The organism is Marinibium conchae, assembly GCF_015595035.1.
Lineage (GTDB): Bacteria > Pseudomonadota > Gammaproteobacteria > Enterobacterales > Alteromonadaceae > Glaciecola.
Window position 1 is genome coordinate 1 of the sequence record NZ_JADNRN010000007.1, and the last position, 1,156, is coordinate 1,156.

Genomic DNA, 1,156 nt, shown 5'->3' on the forward strand with positions numbered 1-1,156 from the left:
TCATAGTTGCCATATTAAGTAGGTCGGGACACGTGTTATCTTGACTGAAGATGGGGGGACCATCCTCCAAGGCTAAATACTCCTAACTGACCGATAGTGAACTAGTACCGTGAGGGAAAGGCGAAAAGAACCCCTGTGAGGGGAGTGAAATAGAACCTGAAACCGTATACGTACAAGCAGTGGGAGCAGACTTGTTCTGTGACTGCGTACCTTTTGTATAATGGGTCAGCGACTTATATTTAGTAGCAAGGTTAACCGATTAGGGGAGCCGTAGCGAAAGCGAGTGTTAACTGCGCGTTTAGTTGCTAGGTATAGACCCGAAACCCGGTGATCTAGCCATGGGCAGGTTGAAGGTTGAGTAACATCAACTGGAGGACCGAACCCACTGACGTTGAAAAGTCAGGGGATGACTTGTGGCTGGGGGTGAAAGGCCAATCAAACCGGGAGATAGCTGGTTCTCCCCGAAATCTATTTAGGTAGAGCCTCGGACGAACACCATTGGGGGTAGAGCACTGTTAAGGCTAGGGGGTCATCCCGACTTACCAACCCTTTGCAAACTCCGAATACCGATGAGTGCTATCCGGGAGACACACGGCGGGTGCTAACGTCCGTCGTGAAGAGGGAAACAACCCAGACCGCCAGCTAAGGTCCCAAAATATTGCTAAGTGGGAAACGAAGTGGGAAGGCTAAAACAGCTAGGAGGTTGGCTTAGAAGCAGCCATCCTTTAAAGAAAGCGTAATAGCTCACTAGTCGAGTCGGCCTGCGCGGAAGATGTAACGGGGCTAAGCAATATACCGAAGCTGCGGATTTGACCTTAGGGTCAAGTGGTAGGGGAGCGTTGTGTAAGTGGTTGAAGGTGAGTCGAGAGGCTTGCTGGACATATCACAAGTGCGAATGCTGACATGAGTAACGATAATGGGGGTGAAAAACCCCCACGCCGGAAGACCAAGGTTTCCTGTCCCATGCTAATCAGGGCAGGGTAAGTCGGCCCCTAAGGCGAGGCAGAAATGCGTAGTCGATGGGAAACGGATTAATATTTCCGTACTTGTTATATCAGTGAAGGGGGGACGGAGAAGGTTATGCAAGCATGGCGTTGGTTGTCCATGTGAAAGTGCGTAGGGCGTTGGTTTAGGTAAATCCGGACTGACATTAACC

Annotated in this window: 1 rRNA gene (cut by a window edge); it reads left to right on the top strand. The window is 50.3% G+C overall.

The features are described 5' to 3' along the window. A 23S ribosomal RNA gene (locus ISG33_RS17005) occupies nucleotides 1–1,156 on the top strand (its annotated part continues 1,467 nt past the right edge of the window); the annotation flags it as partial.